Annotated in this window: 22 protein-coding genes; all 22 read right to left on the bottom strand. The window is 67.4% G+C overall.

Features of this window, described 5'->3' with window-relative positions; translation table 11 throughout:
* Positions 1-81: 81 nt before the first annotated feature.
* Positions 82-1,362, bottom strand: coding sequence for a UDP-N-acetylglucosamine 1-carboxyvinyltransferase (gene murA, locus ACSVDM_RS25070; RefSeq protein WP_067490426.1), 1,281 nt, complete (start codon positions 1,360-1,362; stop codon positions 82-84).
* Between the two features lie 96 nt (positions 1,363-1,458).
* Positions 1,459-2,055, bottom strand: coding sequence for a cob(I)yrinic acid a,c-diamide adenosyltransferase (locus ACSVDM_RS25065; protein ID WP_067641561.1), 597 nt, complete (start codon positions 2,053-2,055; stop codon positions 1,459-1,461).
* Position 2,056: 1 nt separating this feature from the next.
* Positions 2,057-2,479 (bottom strand): DUF2550 domain-containing protein, encoded by a 423-nt coding sequence (locus ACSVDM_RS25060; protein WP_357146750.1) that lies wholly within the window; start codon positions 2,477-2,479, stop codon positions 2,057-2,059.
* Positions 2,480-2,655: 176 nt separating this feature from the next.
* Positions 2,656-3,024, bottom strand: a complete 369-nt coding sequence (locus ACSVDM_RS25055) for a F0F1 ATP synthase subunit epsilon (RefSeq protein ID WP_370465737.1) — start codon at positions 3,022-3,024, stop codon at positions 2,656-2,658.
* Positions 3,025-3,054: 30 nt separating this feature from the next.
* On the bottom strand, positions 3,055-4,503 hold the full coding sequence (atpD, locus tag ACSVDM_RS25050) for a F0F1 ATP synthase subunit beta (RefSeq protein ID WP_067490436.1): 1,449 nt from the start codon (positions 4,501-4,503) through the stop codon (positions 3,055-3,057).
* 24 nt (positions 4,504-4,527) lie between these two features.
* Positions 4,528-5,496: a F0F1 ATP synthase subunit gamma gene (locus tag ACSVDM_RS25045; protein WP_439268338.1), complete on the bottom strand. Its 969-nt coding sequence runs from the start codon at positions 5,494-5,496 to the stop codon at positions 4,528-4,530.
* Positions 5,497-5,555: 59 nt separating this feature from the next.
* The gene (atpA, locus tag ACSVDM_RS25040; RefSeq protein ID WP_067641556.1) at positions 5,556-7,196 is read right to left on the bottom strand and encodes a F0F1 ATP synthase subunit alpha; all 1,641 of its coding nucleotides are present in this window, start codon (positions 7,194-7,196) and stop codon (positions 5,556-5,558) included.
* A gap of 69 nt (positions 7,197-7,265) precedes the next feature.
* Positions 7,266-8,078, bottom strand: coding sequence for a F0F1 ATP synthase subunit delta (locus tag ACSVDM_RS25035; protein ID WP_067490446.1), 813 nt, complete (start codon positions 8,076-8,078; stop codon positions 7,266-7,268).
* A gap of 19 nt (positions 8,079-8,097) precedes the next feature.
* The gene (locus ACSVDM_RS25030; protein ID WP_067490448.1) at positions 8,098-8,655 is read right to left on the bottom strand and encodes a F0F1 ATP synthase subunit B; all 558 of its coding nucleotides are present in this window, start codon (positions 8,653-8,655) and stop codon (positions 8,098-8,100) included.
* Positions 8,656-8,660: 5 nt separating this feature from the next.
* Entirely contained in the window at positions 8,661-8,909 is a 249-nt protein-coding gene (locus ACSVDM_RS25025; RefSeq protein WP_067490449.1) for an ATP synthase F0 subunit C, read from the bottom strand.
* An 82-nt stretch (positions 8,910-8,991) separates the two neighbouring features.
* A complete protein-coding gene (gene atpB, locus ACSVDM_RS25020) occupies positions 8,992-9,825 on the bottom strand; it encodes a F0F1 ATP synthase subunit A (protein ID WP_225282119.1) in 834 nt (277 codons plus the stop codon).
* Between the two features lie 308 nt (positions 9,826-10,133).
* Positions 10,134-10,592: a hypothetical protein gene (locus tag ACSVDM_RS25015; RefSeq protein WP_439268337.1), complete on the bottom strand. Its 459-nt coding sequence runs from the start codon at positions 10,590-10,592 to the stop codon at positions 10,134-10,136.
* A gap of 28 nt (positions 10,593-10,620) precedes the next feature.
* Positions 10,621-11,751 (bottom strand): MraY family glycosyltransferase, encoded by a 1,131-nt coding sequence (locus tag ACSVDM_RS25010; RefSeq protein ID WP_067641551.1) that lies wholly within the window; start codon positions 11,749-11,751, stop codon positions 10,621-10,623.
* 13 nt (positions 11,752-11,764) lie between these two features.
* Positions 11,765-12,430 carry an L-threonylcarbamoyladenylate synthase gene (locus ACSVDM_RS25005; protein WP_181697478.1) on the bottom strand — a complete coding sequence of 222 codons (666 nt, stop codon included), beginning with the start codon at positions 12,428-12,430 and terminating at the stop codon, positions 11,765-11,767.
* Positions 12,431-12,599: 169 nt separating this feature from the next.
* Positions 12,600-13,499 carry a peptide chain release factor N(5)-glutamine methyltransferase gene (prmC, locus tag ACSVDM_RS25000; protein WP_439268336.1) on the bottom strand — a complete coding sequence of 300 codons (900 nt, stop codon included), beginning with the start codon at positions 13,497-13,499 and terminating at the stop codon, positions 12,600-12,602.
* Between the two features lie 137 nt (positions 13,500-13,636).
* A complete protein-coding gene (gene prfA, locus ACSVDM_RS24995; protein ID WP_439268335.1) occupies positions 13,637-14,716 on the bottom strand; it encodes a peptide chain release factor 1 in 1,080 nt (359 codons plus the stop codon).
* A gap of 215 nt (positions 14,717-14,931) precedes the next feature.
* Positions 14,932-15,165 (bottom strand): 50S ribosomal protein L31, encoded by a 234-nt coding sequence (rpmE, locus tag ACSVDM_RS24990; RefSeq protein WP_067490466.1) that lies wholly within the window; start codon positions 15,163-15,165, stop codon positions 14,932-14,934.
* Between the two features lie 208 nt (positions 15,166-15,373).
* On the bottom strand, positions 15,374-17,467 hold the full coding sequence (gene rho / locus ACSVDM_RS24985) for a transcription termination factor Rho (RefSeq protein ID WP_439268334.1): 2,094 nt from the start codon (positions 17,465-17,467) through the stop codon (positions 15,374-15,376).
* 264 nt (positions 17,468-17,731) lie between these two features.
* Positions 17,732-18,655, bottom strand: a complete 924-nt coding sequence (gene thrB, locus ACSVDM_RS24980; RefSeq protein WP_439268340.1) for a homoserine kinase — start codon at positions 18,653-18,655, stop codon at positions 17,732-17,734.
* A gap of 25 nt (positions 18,656-18,680) precedes the next feature.
* Positions 18,681-19,775, bottom strand: a complete 1,095-nt coding sequence (gene thrC / locus ACSVDM_RS24975) for a threonine synthase (RefSeq protein ID WP_439268333.1) — start codon at positions 19,773-19,775, stop codon at positions 18,681-18,683.
* Positions 19,772-21,106, bottom strand: coding sequence for a homoserine dehydrogenase (locus tag ACSVDM_RS24970; RefSeq protein WP_067641542.1), 1,335 nt, complete (start codon positions 21,104-21,106; stop codon positions 19,772-19,774). The genes thrC and ACSVDM_RS24970 overlap by 4 nt, the downstream gene beginning before the upstream one ends.
* Positions 21,103-22,524 (bottom strand): diaminopimelate decarboxylase, encoded by a 1,422-nt coding sequence (gene lysA / locus ACSVDM_RS24965; protein ID WP_439268332.1) that lies wholly within the window; start codon positions 22,522-22,524, stop codon positions 21,103-21,105. Before lysA ends, ACSVDM_RS24970 begins: the two co-directional genes overlap by 4 nt.
* Positions 22,525-22,549 lie beyond the last annotated feature (25 nt).

Genomic DNA, 22,549 nt, shown 5'->3' with positions numbered 1-22,549 from the left:
GCTGAGTCGGTGTCCGTGTCGCTCTGACTCGAACTAAGTTACGTGCCGCCAAACACGAAGTCAAATCGGCTGGTCAGCAGGCTATTTCGGCGTACCGACGCGCTCGACCTGTCCACCGAGGGCTTGCATCTGCTCGACGAACTTGGGGTAGCCGCGGTCGATGTGGAACACGTCGTGCACTTCGGTGACGCCGTCGGCGACCAGACCGGCCAGCACCAGGCCGGCTCCGGCACGGATGTCGGAAGACCACACCGGGGCGCTGGACAGGCGCGGGATGCCGCGGACCACGGCGTGGTGACCGTCGGTGCGGGCGTCGGCGCCGAGGCGGATCATCTCCTCCACGAAACGGAAACGGGCCTCGAAGACGTTCTCGGTGATCATCGATGTGCCGTCGGCGATGGCGGCCAGGCCGATGGCCATCGGCTGCAGATCGGTGGGGAAACCCGGAAACGGGAGCGTCGCGAAGTTCACCGCACGCGGACGTTCCGGCTGCACCACACGGAAACCGTTGGGCTCGTAGGAGATTCGCGCACCGGCGGAACGCAGCTTGTCCAGCACCAGGGCCAGGTGCTTCGGGTTCACCCCGGTGACGCGCACATCACCGGTGGTCATCGCGGCCGCGATCCCCCAGGTGGCGGCGACGATGCGGTCACCGATCACCCGATGCGTGGTGGGACGGAGGCTCTTGACGCCCTGCACGGTGAGCACCGAGGAACCGGCACCGTCGATCCGCGCACCCATCTGCGTGAGCATGGTGCACAGGTCGACGATGTCGGGCTCGCGTGCGGCGTTGTCGATGACCGTCTCGCCCTCGGCGAGCACCGCCGCCATCAGGATGTTCTCGGTGGCGCCCACCGACGGGAAGTCGAGCCGGATCCGCGCGCCCTGCAACTCCTCGGCCTTGGCGACCACGCATCCGTGCTCGATCTCGCTGGTCGCGCCCAGCAGACGCAGACCGGCCTGGTGCATATCGAGCGGACGCGAACCGATCGCGTCACCACCGGGCAAGGCGACGACCGCGCGCTTACAGCGGGCCATCAACGGACCCAGCACACACACCGAGGCGCGGAACTGGGTGACCGCCGGGAAGTCCGCGTGGTACTTGGGCTCCGCCGGGGTCACGATCGTCACGACCGAACGGTCACCGCTCTCGTCGTCGGAGATCGTCACATCACAGCCGAGGCCGCGCAGCACCTCCGCCATCAGCGGGACATCGAGGATGTCGGGGCAGTTGGTGATGGTGGTTGTGCCTTCGGCCAGCAACGACGCGGCCATCAGCTTCAGCACGCTGTTCTTCGCGCCGCCGACCGCGACCTCGCCGACGAGCTGATTACCGCCGGAGACCAGAAACCGTTCGCTCACCCCGCCAGCTTATCGACCGATGCGCCACGACACGCCCCCCTGTCACCAAACCGGCTCGATCGGGCCGGAACTCGTGACCGCCGAGCCGCTTTCGCGCTAGCGTCCGCCGCCCGGTTGCCACAGCACGTCACCCTCGGGATTGGTGTAGCGGCTGAGGATGAACAGCAGGTCCGACAGGCGATTGAGGTATTTCGCGGGCAACACGCTCGTGTCGTCGGGGTACGCGGCGACCGCGGCCCAGGCCGATCGTTCGGCGCGGCGGGCAACCGTGCGTGCGGTGTGCAACAGCGCGGCCAACGGCGTGCCGCCGGGCAGGATGAACGAATTCAGTGGCGCGAGAGACGCGTTGAACTCGTCGCACCACGCCTCGAGCCGGTCGATATAGGACTGGGTGATGCGCAGCGGCGGGTACTTCGGGTCGGCCACGATCGGGGTCGACAGATCCGCGCCCGCGTCGAAGAGGTCGTTCTGGATCTGGCGCAACACCGACAGGATCTCGGGCGCCGGCGTACCGAGGGCAACCGCGACACCGAGCGCCGCATTGGCCTCGTCGCAATCGGCGTAGGCGACCAGGCGCGCATCGGTCTTGGCGACCCGGGAGAAGTCGCTCAGGCCCGTCGTTCCGTCGTCACCGGTTCGGGTGTAGATCCGGGTGAGGTGAACCGAAGAGCGTGGCTGGGAGTCGTCCGGCATCTCAGATCGGGCCCTTTCGCTTGGCACGGTCCGACGGCCGCGACTCCATCCACGACAGAAAAGCCGCCATCGATCCGCGGTCGAGTGCCAATTCGAAGTTGGCGTGCGGGTCGGTGACGGCTACCACGACGATGTCGTCGGTCATGATGTCGAACTCGTCGCCCTGGGGATGCCTGCGTTCGACGATTTCGAGGCCCTGACGGTGAATCGTGCTGTCCGGGCCGAATTTGAGGCTGGTGAGTTTGAAGAAGACGAGCCGGTCCTCGTCGTAGCGGATGAGGCCGTGCCGCCAGCCCTGGCCGCCGCGCGCGGGCAGTACCCGCAGCAGCGCGGCCGTCCCACCGCGACGCAGCATGACCAGCCGATAGGTGGAAGCGCCTGCGATGAACACGAGCGTCAGCACCAGAATGATCAGGAGAACCATCCCGGTTTGCAATGCCGTACGCCCTTTCGCTCCACTCGGGTGCCGTGGACACCCCTGTCATATTCAATCACGGCCGCCCGAAACGGTTCCGCCCGGATCCGCCATCCGCCGGATATAACACTGCCGGCGGTGAACTCTGGGAGTTCACCGCCGGCAGTGTTCGTGTTGTTAAGCGATCAGGACGCCGTGGTCGCCTCGACGGCCCGGACCTGACCCTGCGCCGCGCGCAGCTGCGCCTCGTCGGCATCCGCGTCGGCGAGCACCTTGCGTGCCGCGTCGACATCGACCTCGCCCGCGAGATCGGCCGACTCGGCCAGCACGCGAACGGTATCGGCGGTCACCGAGAAGAAGCCGCCGTGCACCGCGGCGACGATCCGCTCGCCCTCGGTCGGCACGATGGTCACCGTGCCGCCCTCGACGAGCTGACCGAGCAGCGGCTCATGGCCCGCCATGATGCCGATCTGGCCCTCGGTGGTCTGCGCGCTGACGAACGAAGCCTGGCCGGACCAGAGCTTACGTTCGACAGCCACGAGATCGACCGTCATCGTCCTGGAAGTGGACTCTGCCATCGTGGACTACTTTCCGGCGATCTTCTTCGCAGCGGCCTCGACGTCGTCGAGTCCACCGCAGGAGTTGAACGCCTGCTCCGGGAAGTGGTCGAACTCGCCCTTGCAGACCCGGTCGAAGTCGTCGATGGTCTGCTCCAGCGGCACGACCGAACCCGGCTGACCGGTGAACTTCTCGGCCACGATGAAGTTCTGGCCGAGGAACTTCTCCAGACGACGGGCGCGGCCGACGAGGACCTTGTCCTCTTCGGAGAGCTCGTCCATACCGAGGATGGCGATGATGTCCTGCAGCTCCTTGTACTTCTGCAGGATCCGCTTGACCTCGTTGGCGACCCGGAAGTGGCGCTCGCCGACGATCGAAGCCTCGAGGATACGAGAGGTCGAGGTCAGCGGGTCGACGGCCGGGTAGATGCCCTTCTGCGAGATCGGGCGCGAAAGCTCGGTCGTCGCATCCAGGTGGGCGAAGGTGGTCGCCGGCGCCGGGTCGGTGTAGTCGTCGGCGGGGACGTAGATCGCCTGCAGCGAGGTGATCGAGCGACCACGGGTCGAGGTGATGCGCTCCTGGAGCTCACCCATCTCGTCCGCCAGCGTCGGCTGGTAACCCACGGCCGAAGGCATACGACCCAGCAGGGTCGAGACCTCGGAACCGGCCTGGGTGAAACGGAAGATGTTGTCGATGAAGAGCAGCACGTCCTGGTGCTGGACATCGCGGAAGTACTCCGCCATGGTCAGCGCGGACAGGGCCACACGCATACGGGTGCCCGGCGGCTCGTCCATCTGGCCGAAGACGAGGGCGGTGTCCTGGAGGACGCCCATCTCTTCCATTTCCAAGTGGAGGTCGGTGCCCTCACGGGTACGCTCACCGACGCCCGCGAACACCGAGGTGCCGGAGAACTCGCGAGCGATACGGGTGATCATCTCCTGGATCAGAACGGTCTTGCCGACACCGGCACCACCGAACAGACCGATCTTGCCGCCCTTGACGTACGGGGTGAGCAGGTCGATGACCTTCACACCGGTCTCGAGCATCTCGGTCTTACCCTCGAGCTGATCGAAGCTCGGGGGCTTGCGGTGGATGCCCCACTGCTCGCCGTCGCGGCCGAGGCCGGGCGAGTCGAGGCAGTCGCCGAGGGCGTTGAACACGTGGCCCTTGACGATGTCGCCGACGGGCACCGAGATCGGCTTGCCCGAGTCGGTGACGCTCGCGCCACGGACCAGGCCGTCGGTCGGCTGCATCGAGATGGTGCGCACGATGTTGTCGCCGAGGTGCTGGGCGACCTCGAGGGTCAGGGTCTTGGCCACCGACGCGAGCTTGATGTCGGTGTTCAGAGCGTTGAACAGCTCGGGAATGGCGCCACGCGGGAACTCGACGTCCACGACGGGGCCGATGACACGGACGACGCGGCCGGCGGTTTCGCCCGCCTTCTTCGCGTTGTCCTGAGTGACAGCTGCGGTCATTAGATTGGTTCTCTTCCTGCGCTTCTAGTCGCGGTCCGAGCTCGACGCCAGCGCGTTCACGCCGCCGACGATTTCGCTGATTTCCTGCGTGATCTGGGCCTGACGCACCGAGTTCGCCTCGCGCTGGAGCACACTGGCCAGCTCGTTGGCGTTGTCGGTCGCCGCCTTCATTGCGGTGCGCCGAGCCGCGGACTCGGATGCCGCTGCCTCGAGCAACGATGCGTAGATTCGCGTGTTGACGTACTTGGGCAGCAGAGCACCCAGCAGCACGTCGGCGTCCGGCTCGAACTCGTACTGCGCCGAGACAACCACGTTCGGCGAGTCCGACATGATGTCGTCGCCGAGCTCGTAGTTCTCGTCGACGAAGCTGACCTGGATCGGCGCCAGGCGGCGCACCTCCGGGGTCTGGGTCAGCATCGAGACGAACTTGGTGTACACGATGTGCAGCTCGTCGACACCCGCCATGGTCCCGCCGCTGAGCGCCGGAACCTCACCGTCGGAGCCGGCCATGAAGGCCTCGACCAGGTGCTGGCAGGCGGCCGACGCATCGGTGTACTTCGGCTGCTGCGAGAAACCGGTCCACGACGCCTGGAACGGGCGGTTGCGGAACTTGTAGTACGTGAGGCCCTTGTTGCCCATCACGTACAGCACGGGTTCCTTGCCCTCGCCACGCAGGGTGGTCATGAGCTCCTCGGCGCGCTTGAGCACGTTGGAGTTGTAGCCACCACACATACCGCTGTCGCTGGTGATCACCAGGACAGCGGCCCGCCGAGCATTGGCGCGCTCGGTCAGCAGCGGGTGCGACAGGTTCTTCGAGGCGCTGGCCAGCTCACCGAGGACCTTGGTGATCTCCTCGGCGTACGGCTTGGCGGCCGCGACCCTGGCCTGGGCCTTGGAAATTCGCGAGGTCGCGATGAGTTCCTGAGCCTTGGTGATCTTCTTGATCGAATTCACACCACGAATGCGGGAGCGCAATTCGCGCAAACTTGCCACTACGATTCACTCCCTTCATTCGCCGTATCGATAGTTGCCGACATCAGTGCTGACCCGGCTTACTTGTCGACGTGCTTGCGGGTGACCGACAGCGACTCGACCTCTTCGTGGTCCAGGTCGCCCGCGGCGGCCTCGTTCACGACGCGGCTGCCGTCCGAAGCAAGGAAGCCCTGCTTGAACTTGTCGGTCTCGGACTTGATCGCCTCGGCGGCCTCGCCGTCGAGCGGCTTGCGGCCACCCTCGAGCGCGTCGAAGGACGACTGGGTCGCGCTGTGCAGGTGCTCGAGCAGCTCGGCGGTGAAGCGACGCACGTCGGCGACCGGAACCGAGTCGTAGTAGCCGGCGTCGACCAGGTAGATCGAGACGACCTGATCCTCGACGGCGACCGGGGAGTACTGGTTCTGCTTGAGCAGCTCCACCCAGCGGGCACCACGCTCGAGCTGGGCCAGCGAAGCGGCGTCCAGGTCGGAGGCGAAGGCGGAGAACGCCTCCAGCTCGCGGTACTGGGCCATTTCCAGACGCAGCGAACCGGCGACCTTCTTCATGGCCTTGGTCTGGGCGGCGCCACCGACACGGGAGACCGAGGTACCGACGTTGATCGCCGGGCGGACACCCTTGTTGAACAGGTCGGACTCGAGGAAGACCTGGCCGTCGGTGATGGAGATGACGTTGGTCGGGATGAACGCCGAGACGTCGTTGGCCTTGGTCTCGATGATCGGCAGACCGGTCATCGAGCCGCCACCCATCTCGTCGGACAGCTTCGCGCAACGCTCCAGCAGACGGGAGTGCAGGTAGAAGACGTCACCGGGGTACGCCTCGCGGCCCGGCGGACGACGCAGCAGCAGCGAGATGGCACGGTAGGCCTCGGCCTGCTTGGTCAGGTCGTCGAACACGATGAGGACGTGCTTGCCCTGGTACATCCAGTGCTGGCCGATGGCCGAACCGGTGTAGGGGGCCAGCCACTTGAAGCCGGCGGAGTCCGACGCGGGGGCGGCGACGATGGTGGTGTACTCCATCGCGCCGTGCTCCTCGAGCGCGGTCTTGACGCCCGCGATGGTGGAGCCCTTCTGGCCGATCGCGACGTAGATGCAGCGGACCTGCTTGGTCGGGTCGCCCGACTCCCAGTTCGCCTTCTGGTTCAGGATCGCGTCGACGGCGACGGCGGTCTTGCCGGTCTTACGGTCGCCGATGATCAGCTGACGCTGGCCGCGGCCGATGGCGGTCAGCGCGTCGATCGCGGTGATACCGGTGGCCAGCGGCTCCTCGACCGGCTGGCGCTCCAGCACGGTCGCGGCCTGCAGCTCGAGCACGCGGCGGTCGTCGGCTTCGATCTCGCCCAGGCCGTCGATGGCCTGGCCGAGGGGGTTGACGACGCGACCGAGGAACTTGTCACCGACGGGAACCGACAGCACGTCGCCGGTGCGGCGGACCTGCTGGCCCTCCTCGAGCGAGGCGTACTCGCCGAGGATGACGGCACCGATCTCGGTGTCCTCGAGGTTCAGCGCGACGCCGAGGACGCCGCCCGGGAACTCGAGCAGCTCGTTGGCCATCGCCGACGGCAGACCGCTGACGTGCGCGATGCCGTCGCCGGTGTCGGTCACGAGGCCGACTTCTTCGATGGAGGTTTCCGGGGTGTAGCTCTGGGTGTAGCTCTCGATCGCGCTACGGATCTCGTCGGAGGAGATCGTCAGCTCCGCCATGTTGTTCCTGCTCTCGCTGTGGTCTCGAATGTCGGGGGTTGAAGAAGAACCGCGAAGGTGGCGTCCTGGTCAGGACATCGCGCGACGCAGCTTCTCCAGTCGGCCGGTGGCGCTGCCGTCGATGACGTCGTCTCCGACGCGCACGACGACGCCGCTCAGCAGCGTCGGGTCGACCTGCACGTGCACGGTGACCGCCTTGCCGTAGATCCGCTGCAGGGAAGCCGCCAGCTTCTCCTTCTGCTGATCGGTCAGCGTGACCGCGGCGTGCACATGGGCGACGATCTGGTCACGACGGGCCGCCGCCAGATCGGACAGGGCGTCGAAGGCGACGCCGATGTTGTTGGTCCGCAGCCGGACCACGGCCTGCTCGGCCAGCGCAACGGTGACCGGCTCGGCCTTACCGTTGAGCAGCCGCTCGATCAGCTCACGCCGCGCCGAGGCGGGCTTGCCGTGATCGGACAGTGCCTGCTCCAGCTGCGGGTTGTCGGCGATGATCCGGCCGAGCCGGAACAGCTCGTCTTCCACCGCGTCGAGCCGGCCGCCGTCGGCGGCGGACTCGAGCAGAGCCTCCTGCCCGAGCAGCTCCAGGGTGTCGACCAGGTCGCGGGTGCGGGACCAGTTCTGCGCCACGGCGGTGGTCAGCACTGCCTGCGTGGCAGCGCTGACCTTGCCGCCGAAGATCCGCTCGCTGAGTTCAGCGCGCGCCGAACCCGGCACCGAGGCGTCCGCGAGCGCCACACGCAGCGAACGCTGGTCGTCCAGCACGGCGACAACGGCGAACAGTTCCGACCCCGTTGTGGCCGCAACAGTTTCGCTTCCGGTCAACGCGGCCCGAAGCGCCTCGCGAGACCGGGCACTGGCCTCGCGGCTCGCTGCGTACATGCTTCTCACTTTCGCGTCGCTACCTTCCGACCCCGATGGCGTCGGTGTCGTCGAGCTCCTTGAGGAACTTGTCGATCGACGCCGCCTGCTTGGCTTCGTCCGAAACCGACTGACCGATGATCTTCTCGGCCAGTTCGACGGCCGTACGGCCGACCTCGGAACGCAGCTCCGTCAGGATCTGCTGGCGCTGGGCTTCCAGCTGGGAGTGACCGGCGGCGACGATGCGGTCGCTTTCGGCCTGGGCGTCCTGGCGCATCTGCGCGAGGATCTGCTGCCCCTGGGTGCGCGCATCCTCACGGATACGTGCGGCCTCGAGCCGGGCGTCGGCAAGCTGCTGCTGGTACTGCTGCAGCGTCTGCTGTGCCTCCGCCTGGGCTGCTTCGGCCCTGGCGATACCGCCTTCGATCTTGTCGGTGCGCTCTTCGAGGGTCTTGGTCACACGTGGGATCACGTACTTCCAGAACAACAGACCGATGACGATGACACAGACGATCGACCAGACGATGTCGTACGTTGCGGGGACGAGAGGATTCACATCCTCTCCCCCTTCGGCGGCGAGCATCATGATTTCGCGCATCGGAATCAGAAGATGAAGCCGGCGACGAGGCCGATCAGCGCCAGGGCTTCGGTGAACGCGATACCGAGGAACATGGTGGTGCGGATCTGGCCGGACAGCTCGGGCTGACGCGCGATGCCCTCGATGGCCTTACCGACGACGATGCCGACGCCGATGCCGGGGCCGATCGCAGCGAGGCCGTAGCCGATGGCTCCGAAGCCCTTGAAGGAGCTTTCGGTGTTCGCGGCTTCCTGGGCCAGGTAAGCGAGGCTCATGAGTCTTCTTTCCCTTTCTGTTGCTCACCCGCCGGTCGGCGTGTGCAGCAGGTTTGGCGGTATGTAGGTGGTTCGGTCGGGTCTAGTGGTCGGCGGCGTGCTGCGACTGCCCGATGTACACGGCGGCCAGCAGCGCGAAGACGTAGGCCTGCAGGAAGATGACCAGCAGCTCGAACAGAGTGAAGCCGATGGCAGCCAGCAGCGAGAAGGGCGAGAAGACCTTCATCCACGCGGTCGCGTCGAACAGGAAGAACCAGGTGGCGCTGAAGAACAGCACCAGCATGATGTGGCCGGCCAGCATGTTGGCCATGAGACGGACGGTCAGCGTAAACGGGCGCAGGATGAAGGTCGAGATGAACTCGATCGGAATCAGCAGCACGTGCAGCGCGATCGGCACGTCGGGGACGACGATGCTGTGGCGGATGTAGGAGAAGAACCCGTACTTCCTGATGCCCACGTAGTTGTAGACGATGTAGACGATCGCGGCGAGGACCAGCGGCATGCCGATGCGCGCGTTCGACGAGATGTTCAACCCGGGAATCACACCGGAGAAGTTCAGAAAGAGAACCGTGAAGAAGATCGTCGCGAGCAGCGGGAGGAACTTCTTGCCGGATTCTTTGCCGAGTACCTCGTCGGCGATCTGCTCCTTGACGAAAACCACACCGGCTTCCATCACATTCTGCAGGCCGCGCGGCACGATCTTCGGCGAGCGGAAAGCCAGCACGAAGACGGCCACCAGAACGGCGGTCATCAACAGCCGGACCAGCATCAGGCGATCGAGTTCGAACGGCGTACCCTCGAACAGCACCGCTGGAGGGAAGAAGTCGGACAGCGATGGCGCGTGGAACTCGCCCGCCGCCAAAGTGATGACGCTCAGCGTTCTCTCCCGTGTTCGGGCCGCGGGTACGACTGTCATTCCCGCGGTTCGATCGGACATTGACGATCAATGGGGGTCGACTTTTGTCGGCTCGAAATTCGACAGCCGCTGATACGAGGGATACCTGTATTAGCTTCTGTACGGGCGTCGGCGACATCGTCGACATGCTTCAACCGGGCACATTCCACCCGGATCGGCAGTAAGCATAGCGGCCCCGGGTGGGATCTCGGTGATCCCCCCTTGGTAACCCGAGGCATAGCCCGAATCCCCGGACCGCGCCCCTAGCTTGGGTGCTTGCTTACCAACACTTTACCAAGCTATCTACGACAGTGCGTAGCTGGGTGGGATTATTCCTGCTCGGAAGCCGTTTCGCCGTCTCCCGCGCGTGTCGTGACGTACGGGACCTTGTGTCGCACAACGCCGTAGGTTTCGGCACCGAGCACGATCAGCAGGGCTCCTACCACGGTGAAGAACAGCGCGGGCCTGCTGTAGAAGTCGAACTGGTTGAGCACACCGACGACGATCAGCACCACCAGCAACTTGGCGACCCAGCTGACCAGCATGACCATGCCCGCCATCTGCGGCGGCAGCTTCGCGCCGAACAGCACCGACACCACGGTGGTGAGGATGAATCCGCCACCGATCGCCGAGCCGAGCAACGCACCCCACAGACCGGGCATCCCGGCGAGGAGGGAGGCGATCACCACCGAGGCGACCACGAGCACGCCGAGGCCGATCAGGCCGTAGCGCAGCGCGGCGCGCAGCGGGGCGTCGGGGCCTGGCACGGTTTCGGGTGTAAAGCTCACGGCCCGCACTTTACCTTGCGGGCCGAAGTCAATGCTGGGCCGACTCCGTGCGGCGCATCGAGGGGATCACCGTCACCACCAGCGCGAACACCAATCCGCCCGCCACCAGCAACACCACGAGCCGCCGGTCCATCAGCGAAGTTCCCACCGCGCCGAAGGCGAGCACGCCGACCCATAAATAGATGAGCAACACCACGCGGCGCTGGGAATGTCCGATCTGCAGCAATCGGTGATGTAGATGCATTTTGTCCGGTGTGGAAAAACTCACGCCCGCGCGCACCCGGCGCACGATCGCCAGCAACAGATCGAGCACCGGAATGAACATCACCGCGCCCACCAGCAACAGCGGCGAGAGCAAACCCACAATGTCGCGCGGGCCATAGCCCTGCAGCGGAATTCGGCCCGACGCACCGGTGGAAACAGCTGCCAGCATCAAACCGATCATCATCGACCCGGTATCGCCCATGAAGATTCGGGCTGGGGAGAAATTGTGCGGCAGAAATCCGAGGCACGCACCGGCCAGCGCGGCGGCCAGCAAAGCGGGCGGATAGGTGTCCACCGAGCCGCCCTGGTCGTAGAGCAAACCCACGGAGAACGCGAAAACAGCCACGGCGCAGATCAAACCGAGGCCGGCGGCCAGGCCGTCCAATCCGTCGACGAAGTTCATCGCGTTGACGAGCGTGACGGTGATGCCGACCGTCACCAGGCCGCCCTGCAGCGCGTCGAGCACCACGGTGGTGTCGTTGAACGGGTCGTAGATCACGTACCAGCTCAGGCCCATCACGGCCATCACGCCCGCCGCGGTGACCTGTCCGGCGAATTTGGTCAGCGCGTCCAGTCCCCAGCGGTCGTCGACTATGCCGACGAGCACGATGATCGTCGCGGCGACGAGCACGGCGGGAATATCGGGCGCGTAATCGAAGCCGCGGCGCAGCGCGGGCAGTTGATGTGCGAACAAGATCGCGGCCACGACGCCGACATACATACCGACGCCGCCCATCCGCGGAATCGGTTTGACGTGCACATCGCGTTCACGCGGAATCGCCACGGCGCCGAAACCGATGGCGAGCACCCGGACACCGCCGGTGGCCAGGAAGGTCACCGTCGCCGAGACGAGCAGCACGAGCAGGAGCTCACGCAGGGGAACGACTGAGCTCATCGCAGGCGGGCGATCACCGGTTGGCGGAGCTGGTCAGGGCCTCGGGCGCCATCCCGAGCACCTCGGCGATATCGGCCACCGGCACCGCACCCTCCCGCAACACCCGAGGTTGGTCCGCGGTGAGGTCGACGATCGTGGAGGCGACGGCGTGCTCGGCCGGGCCGCCGTCGAGGTACACGCTCGCCAGCGAGCCGAGTTGTTCACGGGCTTGTTCGACGGTGGTGGCGGGCGGCTGACCCGACACATTGGCGCTCGACACCGCGAGCGGGCCGACCGCGCGCAGCAGTTCCAGCGCCACCGGGTGCAACGGCATCCGCAGCATCACCGTGCCACGGGTGTCACCGAGATCCCAGGCCAGCGAAGGTGCCGCCTGCACAACGAGACTCAGCGCACCGGGCCAGAACGCACGGATCAGGTCACGGGCCTGCGGGCGCACCGAGAACACGAGTCCGTCGATGGTGTGCCAGGAGCCGACGAGCACCGGAACCGGCATATCGCGACCGCGCCGCTTGGCGGCGAGCAGGTCGGCGACGGCGGACGAATCGAACGCGTCGGCGGCGATGCCGTAGAGGGTGTCGGTGGGCATCACGACGAGGCGACCCGACTTCAGCGCACTGGTGGCCGCGGTGATCCCCGCGTCTCGAGACGCCTCATCGGCACAGTCGTAGACAGTACTCAAAGCTGTCCGCCTCCTCCGCGTACTTTCCCGGTCTTTAGCTGCGGGCAAGAGTGTAGCCCCCGGTGCGAGGGGCCGGACCCGAGGGACTTTTGGGCACACATCAGGCGGTTAGCCACATGATTGCTCGGAGGAGCGGGGACGGAATCGCCGCGCTTCGCGCTCTGGCGGTTCAGCCGTTCGAGGGCCGGTGGGCAGTGACGAAGCGCGGCTTTTCGGACAGGTCGGTGTGTTCGGCGACGTCGGTGAGGTCGGCGGATGACAGCAGCGCCGCTACTCCCCCGCCGTTGGTGTCGTCGTGTTCGATGGCGGTGGCGCCGCCGGGGCGCAAGAGGCGGGCGATCGTGGGGACCATGCCCCGGATGATGTCGAGACCGTCCGGGCCGCCGAAGAGGGCGCGGTGGGGGTCGTGGTCGGCGACCTCGGGGTCGAGGATCGCGTCCTCGGGGATGTAGGGCGGGTTGGCGACGACCAGGTCGGCGCGGGCGGTGAGGTGTTCGACCACGAACGGGTCGGTGACGTCACCGGAGTACAGGGTGATCGGGGTGTCGCCCGCGGCGATGCGCGAGTCGGCGTTACGGCGAGCCCAGCGCAGCGCGTCGGGATCGAGCTCGACCGCGTGCACGTCGGCATCCGGGCGGGCGTACGCGATGGCCAGGGCCAGCGCGCCGGAGCCGGTGCACAAATCGACGACGATCGGCGCGTGCGCGAGCGGTTGGGTCTCGAGGAAGCCCAGCGCCCAGGCGAGCAGCAACTCGGTTTCCGGGCGCGGCACGAACACGCCGGGTCCGACGGCGAGATCGACGGCACCGAGCGGCGCGGTTCCGGTCAAGTGCTGCAACGGGATTCGCGCCGCGCGCTGCTCGACCGAATGATCGATGCGCGCCGCGGTCTCGGCGTCGATCATCGGGATCAGCGCCAACCGCATGCGATCCACACCGAGCGCATGGGCGGCGAGCATCTCGGCGTCGAACATCGGCGAGCCTACGCCCGCCTCGGCCAAACGACCGGCTGCGGCAACGATCAAGGGACGCAACGGGACTCGCTCAGCCGCGGTCTCGGACACGTTCACAGCAACCTCCGCAATCGCCTGCGGACGCGAACTGCCCGCAGGGTCCGAACTACTGCTCCGCACGCGGGGCGCGAGTCGTTCATTCGTACTCCGGCGTCCGGCGTGATCGCACCGACCGGCCCGTGGCGGTCCATGCCTTACTCGGCAGCCATCCGGGCTTCGCGGTCGGCTTTGCCGAGCGCGTCGAGCAGGGCGTCCATGTCACCGTCGAGGACGGCGTCGAGGTTGTGCGCCTTGAACCCGATTCGGTGATCGGCGATCCGGTTCTCGGGGAAGTTGTAGGTGCGGATGCGCTCGGAGCGGTCGACGGTGCGGATCTGGCTGGCACGACCGGCCGCCGCCTCCTGCTCGGCCTGCTCCTCGGCCAGCGCCTGCAAACGAGCCGCGAGTACCTGCATGGCACGGGCCTTGTTCTGCAGCTGCGAACGTTCGTTCTGACAGGTCACCACGATGCCGGAGGGCAGGTGGGTGATGCGGACCGCCGAGTCGGTGGTGTTGACGCCCTGACCGCCCTTGCCGGAGGACCGGTACACGTCGATGCGCAGGTCGGTCTCGTCGATCTGCACCTGCTCGACCTCGTCGGGCTCCGGGTAGATCAGCACGCCCGCGGCCGAGGTGTGGATGCGGCCCTGCGACTCGGTCACCGGCACGCGTTGCACGCGGTGCACGCCGCCCTCGAACTTGAATCGCGACCACACACCGTCGCGTGCGGCGTCCTTGCTCTTGATCGACAGCGTCGCGTCCTTGTATCCGCCCAGGTCGGAGTAGGTGACGTCGAGCGTCTCCACCTTCCAGCCGTGCCGTTCGGCGTAGCGGATGTACATGCGCGCCAGGTCGGCGGCGAACAGCGCCGACTCCTCGCCACCCTCGCCGGACTTCACCTCGAGCACCACGTCGTCGCCGTCGTGCGGGTCGCGTGGGGCGAGCAGATCGGCGAGGGCCTGCTCGAGTTCGGCCAGCTGGGCTTCCAGCCCGGGCACCTCGGCGGCGAAGGTGGCGTCGTCGGCGGCCAGCTCACGGGCGGCCTCGAGGTCGTCGCGCACCGCTTCGAGCTTGCGGTAGGTGCTCATCACCGGCGCCAGCTCGGCGAACCGCTTGCCCACCCGGCGTGCCGCGCCCGCGTCGTTGTGCAGCGAGGGGTCAGCCAGCTGCGACTCCAGGCCCTGGTACTCGGCGAGGATGTCGTCGATTGCGGACGGGGCCGTCGGATCGGCCATGCGTTGAACTCCTACGTGGAAGAAGACGGCTGGAAGTCTTTCCAGGCCGAAGGCCGTTCTCGGCCGCCTCGATCTGGACTGAGCGGAGGGTGCGACGAAGGAGTGCCCGGAGGGAGGGAAGATCGAGGCCCACCGGGCCGAGAACCCGCGGCGCCCGCGCCGCCAATGACAACGCCCGGCCTGCGAAATGCAGAACCGGGCGTCGGGGGAGGCAACTAGCTTTCGGCGTCGGCCTTCTTGCCTGCGCGCTTGCCGTAGCGAGCCTCGAAGCGAGCCACGCGGCCGCCGGTGTCGAGGATCTTCTGCTTGCCCGTGTAGAACGGGTGGCACTGCGAGCAGACCTCGACCGTGATCTGGCCGGACTCCTTGGTGGAGCGAGTCTGGAAGGTGTTGCCGCAACCACACACGACGGTGGTGTCGACATACGTGGGGTGGATTCCTGCCTTCATGGGCGTCCTCTCGATAATGGTCGCCGGGTCGTAGCCCCATGGAGTGGAGTACGTGAACCGGAACCGACTAGGCGGGATGTCTGCGAACTCGCAGACACACAGCGGTCCAGTATGCCAGACCCGGCCGCACTACCGATAACACCCCCTACCCTCCGGATGTTCCCGGCAAACCGAAAGGGCCCCGCCGAAGCGGAGCCCTTTCGTTCTGTCACTCGTCGAGTGCGCCCGGCGCGGTCTTGGAGACCGACATCAGGAACTCGAGGTTGTTCTTCGACTTCTTCAACCGGTCGATGAGCAGGTCGATCGCCTGATGTGAATCCAGGCCCGAGAGCACCCGGCGCAGCTTGTGCAGCACCGCGGCCTCGTCCGGGGACATCAGCAGTTCGTCCTTGCGGGTACTCGACAGGTTCACGTCGACCGCCGGGAACACGCGGCGCTCGGCGATCTTGCGGTCGAGCTTGAGCTCGGCGTTACCCGTGCCCTTGAACTCCTCGAAGATCACCGTGTCGCCGGTGGAACCGGTCTCGACCAGCGCCGTGGCGATGATCGTGAGCGAGCCACCGTTCTCGATGTTGCGTGCCGCGCCGAGGAACCGCTTGGGCGGGTACAGCGCGGTCGAGTCGACACCACCGGAGAGGATGCGGCCCGAGGCGGGCGAGGAGTTGTTGTACGCGCGGCCCAATCGGGTGATCGAGTCGAGCAGCACCACAACGTCTTTGCCCATCTCCACCAGTCGCTTGGCCCGCTCGATGGCGAGCTCGGCGACGGAGGTGTGGTCGGCCGGCGGACGGTCGAAGGTGGAGGCGATGACCTCACCCTTCACCGAACGCTGCATGTCGGTGACCTCTTCGGGACGTTCGTCGACCAGCACGACCATGAGGTAGCACTCGGGGTTGTTGGTCGCGATCGCGTTGGCGATGTCCTGCACCACGGTCGTCTTACCGGCCTTGGGCGGGGAGACGATCAGCGCGCGCTGGCCCTTGCCGATCGGCATGATCAGGTCGATCACGCGGGTGCTCAGCTTGTTGGGCGTGGTCTCGAGACGCAGTCGCTGGTTCGGGTACAGCGGGGTGAGCTTCTGGAAGTCGGGACGACGCTTGGCCGCCTCGACCTCGCCACCGTTGACCGTGTCCAGGCGCACCAGCGGGTCGAACTTCTGGCGCTGGTTGCTCTGCTCGCCGTCGCGCGGCGCGCGGACCGCACCGGTGATGGCGTCACCGCGGCGCAGACCGTTCTTGCGGACCAGGTTCATCGACACATACACGTCGTTGGGTCCGGCCAGGTAGCCGGAGGTCCGCACGAAGGCGTAGTTGTCGAGCACGTCGAGGATGCCCGCGACGGGCTGCAGGACGTCGTCCTCGCGGATCTCGAAGTCGCGGGCCTCGCCGCCACCGGAACTCGTGCCACCGTCGCGGTCACGCCCACGACGACGCTCACGGAACCGACGGCCCCGGCGACCGCGGCCGCCTTCCTCGTCGTCGCCACCACGATCACGGTCGTCGCGCGGGCCACGATTGCCGCCCGCGTTGCCGTTCTGGTTCTGGTTGCGCTCGCCGCGCTCGTTCTGGTTGCGGTCGTTCTGATTACGCTCGCCACCGGAATTGCGCTCGCCACCGGAATTGCGGTCGTTGCGCTCGCGACGACGCTCGCCCTGCTCGCCACCCTCGGCCTGCTTGGGCTCCTCGGTGCGAGTCTCGGCGCGATTCTCGGCGGGGGCGTTCTCGCCGCCACCGGAACGGGCCTGGTCACGACCGCGACGCTGCCTGCCACGGCCACGCTGACCGCTCTCGCGACCGGACTCCTCGCCCGCCTCGGCGGGGGCTTCGGTCTTGGCCTCGACCGGCTTGGTCGCAGCGGTCTCGGTCTCGGCCTGCTTGGTCTCGGCGGCCTTGGTCTCGACCGGCTTCACCTCGGCCGTCTTCGCCTCTGCCGCCTTGGATTCGGCGGCGGGCTTCTCGGCCTTGGCCGGGCGCTCCCGCTTGGCGGGGGCCTCGGCGGCGGCAGGCGCGTCGGCCGTCACGGCGGCGGCTTCGGCAGGCTTGGCACCCTTGGCAGGCGCTCCGGCCTGGTTTTCTTTGATTGCGGCGATGAGATCGCCCTTGCGCATACCGGAGGTGCCTCGGATACCGAGTTCCCCAGCGAGCGCACGCAACTGCGGCAACAGCATTCCAGTCAGCCCCGATCGTGCGACGTCGGTGTGTTCGCTCATTTTCGAAATCTGTCCGGATTCACTTTCGCGGCCGCCCGAATTCGTCGGGTCGGTATCCACCCCGGGTGTCGCGAGCAGGTCCGTTTCTGTCACGGAAATCCTTTCCTTCCCTCGAATGCCGTGTGCTGAGTCGAGGGTTCGTTCCGCAGACCCGGCAACATATGCCGAGCTCGGATTATGCGTCCCACAGGACGCGTGTGCCGTACTACCCGCCCCGCCGGACCGGAGGCTTCGCCACCAGAAGAAAGTGGTAAGGGGAGCGATTGCCCTGATGAAGCACCGGCGTCTGATGCGCACGATGTACGGACCACCCCAGAATAGCCGCCTACCACGAACAACGGCAAGGCAGGCACGCCGTCAGTCGATCGACACCCCGTCGGCGATACCGGGCTCGACCACGCGCAAACCGTCTTTCTCGGCCAGTTCGCGCAGGTCAGCGGGGAATTCCGTGGTCGCAAGCGCGAGGATGGTCGGGCCCGCGCCCGAGACCGTCGCGGCGATTCCGGCGTCACGCAGCCGCTCGATCCAGGCGGTGGTGAGCGGTAGCGCGGGGGCACGCTGGGTCTGGTGCAACCGGTCGGCGGTGGCGGGCATCAGCAGGTCGGGACGCTCGGTCAGCGCGACGACGGCCAAAGCCGCCCGGCTCACGTTGAACGCCGCGTCGCCGTGGGGCACCTGCTCGGGCAGCAGCCCGCGCGTGTGTGCCGTGGACGAACGCTCCTGCGGAATCAGCACCACCGGTCGCAGCGCCCGCGCGGGATCCAGGCGCACAGCCCGGTAGGCGCGGGCCTCGGCGTCGGTCTCGGTCCACGAGACGACGACACCGCCGAGCACGCTGGCGGCGGCGTTGTCGGGATGTCCCTCGAACTCCGAGGCCAGCTGAACCAGCCGGTCACCGTCGAGGCGAAGCGCCGGATCGAACTTGGTTGCCAGCCCGGCACCGGCGGCCAGGCCACCGACCACGGCCGACGCGCTGGAACCGAGACCGCGCGAATGCGGAATCACGTTGCGGCACACGACATCGAGGCCGTCGGCCCAGACGCCGAGCGATTCCAGGCCGCGCTCGATGGCGCGGACGACCAGATGGGTCGGTCCCCACGGCACGTCGTCGGCGCCCTCACCCTCCACCCGGATCGCGAGACCGGATTCGGTGGTGCGCACGACGATTTCGTCGTAGATGCCCAATGCCATTCCGAGACAATCGAATCCGGGTCCGAGATTGGCGGTGGAGGCCGGAACGCGCACGGTCACCTCGAGACCGGCGGGCAGGGTCGCTGTCATCAGCGTCGGCTCACGTGCGGTCAACTCAGGCCAGCTCGAGTTCGCGGGCGATGGCGACCGGATCCACCGCGATCGGCTTGACCTCGGGCATTCCGGCCAGCGCGTTGTCGGGGTCCTTGAGGCCGTTGCCGGTGACGGTGCACACGACGGTCAGGCCCGAATCCAGCCAGCCCTCCTTGCGCGCGGCGAGCAACCCGGCCACGCTCGCGGCCGACGCGGGCTCGACGAACACGCCCTCGGTCGCGGCGACGAGACGGTAGGCGGCGAGGATCTCCTCGTCGGTGGCTGCGCGGAAGGCGCCACCGGACTGCTCCTTGGCCTCCATCGCACCGTTCCACGAGGCGGGTGCGCCGATGCGGATCGCGGTGGCGACGGTCTCGGGATCCTTCACCGGAGCACCGTTGACCAGTGGCGCGGCACCGGCGGCCTGCACGCCCAGCATGCGCGGCAGTACCGAGGTGATGCCGTCGGCGTGGTATTCGCGGTATCCGCGCCAGTAGGCGGTGATGTTGCCCGCGTTGCCGACGGGCAGCACGTGCACGTCGGGCGCCTTGCCGAGCACATCGCAGATTTCGAAGGAGGCGGTCTTCTGCCCCTCGATGCGGGCGGGGTTCACCGAGTTCACCAGTCCGACCTGCGGGAATTCGGCGGTCACCTTGCGGGCCAGCTCGAGGCAGTCGTCGAAGTTGCCCTCGACCTGGATGATCTTGGCGCCGAGCATCACGGCCTGGGCCAGCTTGCCCATCGCGATCTTGCCCTGCGGGATCAGCACGGCGCATTCCATGCCCGCGCGGGTGGCGTAGGCGGCGGCCGAGGCCGAGGTGTTGCCGGTCGACGCGCACAGCACGGCCTTCTGACCGCGGTACTTGGCGTCGGTCATGGCCATAGTCATGCCGCGGTCCTTGAACGAACCCGTGGGGTTGGCGCCCTCGACCTTCAGGTACACCTCGCACCCGGTGAGTTCGGACAGGTGCGTGGCGGGGACCAGCGGAGTACCGCCCTCGAACAGGGTCACCGGCTCCCAATCGGCCGCACCGGCCAGGCGGTCGCGGTAGGCAGCGATCAGACCCGGCCAGCGCGAGTGCACGCCGGTCTGGGGGGCGATGCCAGTGGAGCTCATGATTCTTCGGTGCCTTCCAGTCTGAGAACGCTGGTCACAGCGGTGACGGAATCCATTTCCGCCAGTACCGCGACAGTATCGGCCAGCGACGACTCCACCGCATGGTGGGTGACGACCACGAGCCGGGCGCCGTCGCCGTGACCCTGCTGACGCACGGTGGAGATGCTCACCCCGTGCTGGGCGAAAGTGTCGGCGACCGCGGCGAGCACGCCGGGACGGTCCTCCACCTGCAGGTTCACGTGGTAGCGGGTGGGGGTGTCACCGATCGGCGCGATCGGCAGCTCAGCATAAACCGATTCGCCGGGTGCGCGACCACCGTAGAACTTGTTGCGGGCCGCCATCACCAGGTCGCCCAGCACCGCCGAGGCGGTCGGCGCGCCGCCCGCGCCCTGCCCGTAGAACATCAGCCGACCGGCGTTGTCGGCCTCCACGACCACGGCGTTGAACGCGCCGTTGACCGAGGCGAGGGGGTGCTTGCGCGGGATGAGCGCCGGGTACACGCGCACCGAGACGCGGTCCTTGCCGCCTTCGGCCGCGCTCGGCTCGCCGGGGACGCGCTCGCAGATGGCGAGCAGTTTCACCGTGCAGCCGACGGCCGAGGCGGTCTCGAGGTCTTCGGCGGTGATCTTGGAGATGCCCTCGCGGTACACATCGGCGGCGGTGACGCGGGTGTGGAACGCCAGCGAGGCCAGGATCGCGGCCTTGGCGGCGGCGTCGTAGCCCTCCACGTCGGCGGTGGGGTCGGCCTCGGCGTAACCCAGGTCGGTGGCCTCGGCGAGCACGTCGTCGTAGGCGGCGCCGGTCTCGTCCATCGCGGAGAGGATGAAGTTGGTCGTGCCGTTCACGATGCCGACGACCTTGTTCACCCGGTCACCCGAGAGCGACTGGATCAGCGGACGCACCACCGGGATGGCACCGGCGACCGCGGCCTCGAAGTACAGGTCGGCGCGGCTGCTCTCGGCGGCGGCGGCCAGTTCGCCGGTGTAGTCGGCCAGCAGCGCCTTGTTGGCGGTGACTACGGACTTGCCGGCGGCGAGGGCGTCACCGATGAGCTTGCGGGCCGGGTCGATACCGCCCATGACCTCGACTACCAGGTCCACATCGTCGCGGGCCAGCAGCGCCTCGGCGTCGGTGGTGAGCAGCTCGGCGGGCAGCCCGCGGTCCTTGGACAGGTCGCGCACGGCGACACCGCGCAGCACCAGCGGCGCGCCGACGCGCGAGCGCAGGTCGTCGGCGTGATCGCGCAGCACGCGTACCACCTCGGTGCCGACGGTGCCCATGCCGAGCACGGCTACGCCGAGCGGGCGCCCCGCGTCGTTGGTGCCGTTCATCCTTCTACCTCCAGGCTGAGCAGGTCCGCCACCGTTTCCCGGCGCAGAATCAGTCGCGACTCCCCCTCGCGCACCGCGACCACAGCGGGCCGGGTGAGCAGGTTGTAGCGACTCGACATCGAATAGCAGTACGCCCCCGTCGCCGCGACCGCGACCAGGTCGCCCGGTCCGGCGTCGGCAGGGATCCACGTGTCGCGGATGACGATATCGCCGCTCTCGCAATGCTTTCCGACCACGCGCGCGACCACGGCGTGCGCGTCGGAGCTCCGCGAGACCAGACGGCAATCGTAATCGGCCTGGTAGAGCGCGGGGCGGATATTGTCGCTCATCCCGCCGTCGACGCTCACGTACCGGCGACGCGCGCCACCGTCGAGCTCGACGTCCTTGATGGTGCCCACCTCGTAGAGGGTGACGGTGCCCGGTCCGGCGATCGCGCGGCCCGGTTCGACCGCGATGATCGGCTCGGGCAGCCCGGCGCGGGTGGCCTCGGCGGCGACCAGGTCGCGCAGCTTGGCGGCGAACTCGTCGAGCTCGGGCGGGTTGTCGCTGGGCAGGTAGGCGATGCCGAGGCCGCCGCCCAGGTCGAGGGTGGAGATCTGGGCGGTGCGTTCCACACCGAACTTGTCGATCGCCTCGCGCAGCAGGCCGAGCATGCGGCGGGCCGCGATCTCGAAGCCGTCGAGCTCGAAGATCTGCGAGCCGATGTGGCTGTGCAGGCCGACCAGGCGCAGGTTGTCGGCCTCGAAGACGCGCGCGAGTGCTTCCATCGCGTCGCCACCGGCGATCGAGAAACCGAACTTCTGGTCCTCGTGGGCGGTGGAGATGTACTCGTGGGTGTGCGCTTCGACGCCGACGGTCACGCGGACCAGCACGTCCTGCACCACGCCCGCCGCACCGGCGACGGCTTCCAGGCGTTCGATCTCGTAGAGCGAGTCCACGACCACGTGGCCGACGCCCGCCGCGACGGCGGCTTCCAGCTCGGGGACGGACTTGTTGTTGCCGTGCAACGCAATTCGCTCCGCGGGGAAGCCCGCGTTGAGCGCGATGGCCAGCTCGCCACCGGAGCACACGTCGAGCGACAGGCCCTCGTCGCGGATCCAGCGGGCGATCTCGCCGCACAGGAACGCCTTCGACGCGTAGTGCACGCGCGCGGCGGTGCCGAACGCGGCGACCATGTCGCGGCAGCGCGAACGGAAGTCGTCCTCGTCGATCACGAACAGCGGGGTGCCGTACTGCTGGGCCAGCTCGGTGACGGGGATGCCCGCCAGCCGCACCACGCCGTCGTCACCGCGCGAGGCGTTGCGCGGCCACACGTGTTCGGGCAGGTCGATCATCTCGCGCGGATCGGTCGGCCGCTCGCCGAGCGTCGGGGCGTGCGGGATCTCGGCGTGCCGAGGCCCGGCGGGGTGTGCACTCATCGAGCGTCCTTCCTGAAAAAGTCTG

It is taken from the genome of Nocardia sp. JW2, from assembly GCF_051843015.1.
GTDB lineage: Bacteria > Actinomycetota > Actinomycetes > Mycobacteriales > Mycobacteriaceae > Nocardia > Nocardia coubleae.
The sequence above is the reverse complement of the archived record's forward strand: the minus strand, read 5'-3'. Positions and strand labels throughout refer to the sequence as shown.